The organism is Klebsiella sp. C283 (assembly GCF_048822555.1).
GTDB lineage: Bacteria > Pseudomonadota > Gammaproteobacteria > Enterobacterales > Enterobacteriaceae > Klebsiella > Klebsiella quasipneumoniae.
The window spans coordinates 1-6,971 of sequence record NZ_JBMEZS010000035.1 but is presented as its reverse complement, the minus strand read 5'-3'; the positions used below and the strand labels follow the sequence as shown (position 1 = coordinate 6,971).

5 protein-coding genes are annotated in these 6,971 nt (G+C 43.1%); 2 read left to right on the top strand and 3 right to left on the bottom strand.

The features are described 5' to 3' along the window. Positions 1 to 247: 247 nt before the first annotated feature. Complete coding sequence (locus tag ACOI7Z_RS26550; protein WP_048215043.1) at positions 248 to 916, top strand: hypothetical protein; 669 nt, start codon at positions 248 to 250, stop codon at positions 914 to 916. A gap of 12 nt (positions 917 to 928) precedes the next feature. Beyond that, positions 929 to 2,134, top strand: a complete 1,206-nt coding sequence (locus ACOI7Z_RS26545) for a helix-turn-helix domain-containing protein (RefSeq protein WP_048215044.1) — start codon at positions 929 to 931, stop codon at positions 2,132 to 2,134. A 155-nt stretch (positions 2,135 to 2,289) separates the two neighbouring features. Here ACOI7Z_RS26545 and ACOI7Z_RS26540 read toward each other — a convergent pair whose 3' ends face one another. The 3 genes from ACOI7Z_RS26540 to ACOI7Z_RS26530 form a co-directional block, all read right to left on the bottom strand. Beyond that, positions 2,290 to 3,552 carry a GIY-YIG nuclease family protein gene (locus ACOI7Z_RS26540; RefSeq protein WP_137916309.1) on the bottom strand — a complete coding sequence of 421 codons (1,263 nt, stop codon included), beginning with the start codon at positions 3,550 to 3,552 and terminating at the stop codon, positions 2,290 to 2,292. Positions 3,553 to 3,555: 3 nt separating this feature from the next. Beyond that, the gene (locus tag ACOI7Z_RS26535) at positions 3,556 to 5,571 is read right to left on the bottom strand and encodes a DEAD/DEAH box helicase (RefSeq protein ID WP_212744186.1); all 2,016 of its coding nucleotides are present in this window, start codon (positions 5,569 to 5,571) and stop codon (positions 3,556 to 3,558) included. Positions 5,572 to 5,611: 40 nt separating this feature from the next. Beyond that, positions 5,612 to 6,971, bottom strand: a 1,360-nt coding sequence (locus tag ACOI7Z_RS26530; RefSeq protein ID WP_420702481.1) for a class I SAM-dependent DNA methyltransferase, incomplete at its 5' end; no start/stop codon positions are given.

Sequence of the window (6,971 nt, the reverse complement as noted above, 5' to 3'; positions counted from 1 at the left end):
GCATAATCGTACGCCTGTTTCGTTCATATTGCAGCAGCTACCCTACAGATGAAGCCTAACGCAACATACCCAAAACCACGTAGCTAAACATTCACTATTGCGAGCGAAAGCAACGTCTCTGTGCCCAAGTTTCTTGGGCTCATTCTTTCTACGAATAGTTCAGGCACCTCATAGAGATGATCTCTTCTTGCTGTCAAAACGAAAAAAAACTATGATTAAATCTGCTTAACGCAATCAGGGTATCTAAATGAGTAAAGATGACGTACAAAAGGACATTAGCGGACTGATCGTAAATGCTTTTCAGCGAGAATTCTGGCTTAACATCCAAGAAGAACTCCATACCGCATACGTGGCTGCGAATGCGCTTACAATGGGAAGCATCGCAAAACTAGGTGAGCCAGAACAATCACGCTTTCGCCCTCAAGCACGACATTATGTACTGAATGCGGCTTTTCGAAGAGCTGCAGAAAACTCGGGTATTGTTTGTTGTGACGTGGACACGACACCTAAAGGTGAGAGCTACATCATAGTAAATTCTGCAGGAGTGAAGATTAGTCGAATCGGACTGAACTATGATGAAAAGTGCATTCGAGGTGCAAAACATCGTTCTTTATTAGCAGAATTAAACGAGAGTTTTGAAGGATATACGCCAGATTTATTTAGCGAACGTGATCAATCTGAAGGTGGAGTTGGCACTCTAGGAATGTTGGTCTTAAATATCAACCCACCTCACGGTCATTCGCAAGATAACATGTTGGACCTAAGAATTGTCGTTCCCTTTACAAATATGAAGGGGTATCACTTTAACCGTTCAGTAAGCGAGTTACTTGAGCTTTACCATACTGAACAAGCTGTGGTCATACCAGACAAGGTTATTCCACAGCTGAAGAAACGCCTGAAAGAACAGGAAGGCTAACGTGGTGAAATTATGAGAGTGGGTATAACGGGATTTCAGCCGGAAAGGTTAACTCAGCTTCGTGAAGCGCGAGGGTTATCTAAAATTAATTTGGGTCGTTTGGTTGACCGTTCCCCCTCTACGATTACAAAATGGGAGAATGGCAGCCATTCTCCCGATGCAGAAGTCATTGCGATCTTGGGACAGGTTCTGAACTGCCCTGTCACATGGTTTATCAAACCAGCGGTGAAAAAAGAGAACAATCCAGTTTTCTTCAGAACTATGGCAAACACAGCGAAAGATCTGTGCAATGCTTCTGAGTGTTACATGGGGTGGTTGCAGGAAGTTTCTGCAACTTTACAGGAATACCTTGATTATCCTGAAGTAGATGTTCCTCATTTAGAGGTTACAGATTATCGTGCAATTGATGATGAAATGATCGAATTGATGGCAGCAAAATGCCGTCAGCAGTGGGGATTGGGTATAGCCCCTATTACCGATTTGCTTTTGATTATTGAAAATGCCGGAGTTGTATGTTCTCGTTTTGAACAGGGAAGCGCAATGATGGATGGATATTCTCAATGGAATGAGTCTGAGAATCGTCCTTACATTATTCTTGCTAGTGACAAAGATAATTATTACAGAAGTCGTTTTGACGCTGCACATGAGCTTGGGCACGTAGTGTTGCACAGATATGTCGAAAGACTTGACTCTGTCAATTTTAAACCAATTGAGGAACAAGCTCATAAATTTGCAGCATGTTTGATGTTACCAGAGGAAGCATTTTCGGTAGAATTACCTCCGTTCCCAACGCTTGAGAACTTTATTTCATTGAAAACTCGTTGGGGAATGTCTGCTCAATCCATGATTCATAGAGCTAAATCATTGGAACTCATCTCTCCGCTAGAATACCAGCGCCTATATAAAAGCGTTTCTGCTCGAGGCTGGAGAAAAGGTGAGCCACTTGATGATCTTCGCAAACCAGAGTCAGTGAGATTACTGCCTCGATGTGTCAATTTGTTGTTTGAAACAAACACATTCTCTAAATCAACCTTACTTGAAACTTTAAGCATGTCACGTATTGATGCCGAAGATATTCTTTCTCTTCCGCGCGGATATTTAGCAGATAAACCATTACTTGATATTAATTCAAAAATTAAACTCAAGAATAGTCTGACACCTGCAGTAAGAGAAGATGAAAAATCAAATGTTATTGATTTATTCACTCGCAAATCTTAAATAACAGATGCTGCGCTGAGATTACCGATGAAGGCTGACGCTACAATTCCTAGGGTAGTGTCAGCTTAAATCTCCTAGAGCAACACTTGTTATGTGGAGAAAACTTATACAGAATCAGAATGCTCGAATCATTTGGCAATTGGTTACCACCAGTTTCACGAATGACCTGTATCTTTCTTCGCCACAATCTTCCCTGTCGTATTGTCCATCCGATATTGCGAAATTGTACCGTCAAGAATGTACTTGATCACAGAGAGCACTGTCGCTAAAGGCGCATGGAACCATTCGCGGGGATGATAAGTTTGTCCATCTAAACCCCGTAGTGTGATATTGAGCCGTTGCTTACCTAAAAAACCGTGAATAAGCGTTTCAAATTTGTGAGTATTGATATTGAAGCATTGCGTAGTCATGACTACACGAACGGGTGCTTCGAGGAATGTTTTATCTTTTTCAGCGTGTTTGATGCGCTCTTCGATAGTTCCTTCAGTAAAGCCAATTTTATACAAATCAGGTTTAAAACGTTGAAGAGCTGGCTGGTCGCTATGCGTGGCGAGGACATAGACATATCCTGTCGGAACCGGAGCTTCATCAGGACGTATTAACTGTCCATTCAAAACAACTTTACGACCTTCTGTATCTCGTACCAGACCATGCGTAAGCGAGAGAAAAAGCATATTCATCTCAGTTCCGTTTTCAAACACCAAATGCAAACGGGCATTCCAAGGTCCATATTCCTCCAATCGCTCACCAACTTTATCTACATAGCCCATAACCCCATTGAGGATAAAAAAATCACCTTCATGAATTTTTAACTCATGGCGAAAGCGAACAAATGAAAACGCCCCTGTTTTCAGACCATTTTGGACTGTCTCAAACAGTGGGGAAAATCGATAAAAATCAGGGCACGGCTGTCGTTTGGCAATTTCGTCAGGCTGTGTTTTCTTTTCAATAGGAACATGTTTTAACGTGAAAATATCAGGCTCAGAAAACGAGAGCAATCCATCATCATCATCAGCAAAGATATCGTCCAGAGAGGTAACCAACTCCGACCTATCAACCTCGACGGGAGGAACAGAGAATGATACAGATGATTCGAGGGTATTCTCGTTATTTTCACCTGAGAGTAAGCCATGAATATCAAATGGTTGCAACATCTCGCGATACTGCTTGTTATCCTTGAGTGCCCTCAAACGTTGTGCTAGCAACGTTTCCTTAAATTCCTCCGAATCGGGTAGAGGTGGACGCCCATGAACCACATAAAATGCATTAATCTCTTCTAATCTGCTTACAGGCAGATTACCCGTAGAGGAATATATTTTTAGTGGTTCGACTATAAGTAAACCAAGATCGTCTGGTTCAGAAAAAATGTCATCAATTGTCACTTTTTGACGAACTTGAAGAGGTGAAAGTCTGAGCATAAGTTACGGTTCCTGTCGCACAATACGCTGTTGTTTCATTTTTCGGATGTAAGCTAACGCTTCTGCATAACGAACCTCTATTGCGTCACTGGCATTCAGCGATGGCTCCCTTTTATGCTCACTGGCAAACGCTTTAATTCTTGGCCAGAGCATCACAGCTTCTTCCTCAGATACCTGCGCCTGATTCGCTCTGACTGCTTCCTGAATAGTTTTTAGCATCGTCGCGGTGACTGATTTTGATAGAATCTCATAAGCACCGTGGAAAGGATTTACCGCATCAATTAAGTCAATATTCAAGTTTTCAATATTGATGAACTTATCACCCATTTTTATAAACTGATTGTTTACATTTAATGAATCATTCGAATTGCCGGAACGCTGACCTTGTCCGTTATCAATGATGGCATCCGACGGCAAATCGGCTTCATCAACTAACCCACCACATTGGCCTACAAAAAGACTCTGCAAAATACCGCTACGAACCTGTTCTAGTTCGTATTCAGTCAGGTTAGGGTGAAGCGTTTGTATCACCGATGGCAACACTACCTGAGTAATTACCTCAGGCGGTGTTGACTCGGTAATAGCCTCTTTAACCACCTGCTCATTCGCCATTAGCGCCGCCAGGATCTCGTTTTTACCGCCGTTAAGGATTGTTAGAACCTTGTCTGATACTGGTAATGCATGATCATCAACTAGAACCGTATTGGCAGGTAACGGCTCGCCAGTCCATTGAGATCGTGGTTTAAATTGAATATTTGGAGCCATGATCTGCTCCATCAACAACGAGGTGGTGATGGCTTTAAGCATGTTGTTTACTGATACTTTAACGTCATCATCTTGAGCATCAGGCTGAGCAATAAGGTTAGTAAACTGTGCGTGAGTTTTGCCTTCACAATCCCGTGTCGCACGCCCAATTATTTGCACAATTTCTGTCATAGAGCTGCGATAACCAATGGTCAGCACATGTTCACAGAATGGCCAGTCAAACCCCTCTTTCGCCATACCTAACGCAATAATGATATCCATATCGTCGGCAGAGTGGATATTGCGCAGATACGCCTGTACTTTCGGTCTTTCTGCCGGGTTATCATCAACCAGATTCGCTACGCGCAACAATTTGCCATCGCTTTTGCGTTTCACTCGATAGATACCGGTATCTGGCTCTTGCTGTTGCACCTCACCCAGCGCATCCAGAATGGCATCAACCTCGGCATGTTTATCTTTTGTTGATTCGCCGGAATTAACATTGGGAATATGGATGATGGTTTTCTTGCTTGCATCCAGCACTGAAGGTAGTGCCTTGATGTATGGACCCTGATAAAAATGGTAGCCAATGCCTAAAGATTTTAAATACTGGTATCCATTTAGCTGTTCATAGTAGGTATAGGTTACTTTCGTGAATTGGGCTTCATCTTCGGGTTGCAGAATGGGTACGGTATCCCCTCGGAAGTAAGAACCAGTCATTGCAACAATATGTGCATTAGAACCTTTCATCAGAGCATCAATCAGATTGCCTAAACGATTGTTTTCATCCGCTGAGACATGATGGAACTCATCAATTGCAACCAGGCAGTCATTAAACGATTCAACGTTCAGCTTATCGAAAGCAAAACGTAGGGTGGCATGAGTACATACCAGAATGTCGTCAGGACTCGCCATAAATCGTTTAAAGGCTTCAACCTTCCCAGCCTCTCCACCGCCAATGCACAGATTATTTTCAGGTTTTACCTTCCAGTCTGCAAAGAAACCATGATTCGTAAGTTCAGTATTTTTAAACGAACCTCCGATAGACATTTCAGGGACCGCGACAATAGCTTTGCGTAAACCTTGGTTAACAAGCTTATCCAGTGCAAGGAACATTAATGCTCTCGATTTACCAGACGCTGGCGGAGCTTTGATAAGTAGATAAGGGTTGTTGCGCTGTTCAAAGGCTCGTGCCTGCATTTCCCGCATACCAAAATCATTAAGACGCGCACTTTGCCCGGTCTGCCCGTACGTAACCTGTAAAATATTTTCCACAATGCAATCCTCCGTATGCCATGGCTGTCAGAACCAAACCTTATACTTTAGTCAGTAACTCATAGCGCTCTAACAGGCAACTTAAGCGCTCGCTTGAGTCCTTGAATGGTTTATCACGATAAAGACGATCAACTGCCTTATCTAAGGCCTGATGGGCTTCCAGAAGATCTATGGGCATCTTTAACGGGTCATACAACTCTGCAAGCGTTTTTTCTGGGTAATTCTCACGCATCAGTAACACTGTTTTGGCCAAGCTAATAAGGTTCTTACGTTGTACATCCGTCACATCAGGCCAAGGAAAGGAGTTGTAGACCACTTTAGCGGAATAGCGGTAGCGACTTTCAAGACGCCCCGCAACTAATCGCATCCAATCGTTGTGCATTATCGAAGCTAATATTGCAAACTCGTATAAAGAGCCGTTGGGAAGAATGTAATTCAGGTTAGTTGAAATTACACTGGCATCATAAAAACCGATAGGCACATAGGTTCGCCGCTCCGATGAGACGCTAGGGATCAAGATGTAATCGCCGGATGTTGGCTGACGGTTTTCATCAAAAAGATGGGGAGTGTTTGATTTTTTTTGTGTGCTTATCTTTGCGCTTTTCCTGCGCATTTCAGCCACTTTTTGAACCCGCGTGTAAACATGCTGCATCAACTGAAGCTCAGTGATGTTTATATCTACTAACCACAAACACCAACGTTCTTGCCCATTCAAGAATTCATCTGCACCCAGCACTTTTTTAATCCAAGGAGCAGCCTGTGGCTCTTGCTTGAGTAAAGCATCACGTTCAGTACCAGTCATAAGCAAGTGTCCACCATCAGTAGGTTTATTACCAAATAATAAAGGAGGAACGCCATTCACAATTGGTTTGATTCTCGCCTCGACAGCAACATTGCTACCTTCAACCAGATAAGGACTGATATTACTAACTTGCTTACTGTGCCACTTCCCGTCAACCTGTTGATAAAGTTGGCGAATCTTACTCACCCCTGATAGCCCAATAATGACCACATGCACCGCAGCCTTATCACGAGCATTGTTTTCCCATCTAAAGGTGGGGTAAGCGAAGTGAATACTCAGCCCCAGCTCAAATATAGAAGGCCATAATGTTGCTACTTGCTCCCCCTGACATAGGGAGTTTGTAGCCACCAGTGCCAACTCAGCACGACTATTCTGGATATATTGCGCCCCTTTCCAAAACCAACAGGCAACAAAATCCAAACCACCCAATGATTTGAAACCGCTAAATACAGCCTGCATATCAGCACGCTGTTCATCAGAACGTCCAGATGTTCCTAAAAAAGGTGGATTACCAATTATATAAACTTCATCATCAGCGCCCTTTGGACACACCGTTTGCCAGTCTGTTTGCAGGCTGTTGCCACTCCAAATTTTACCG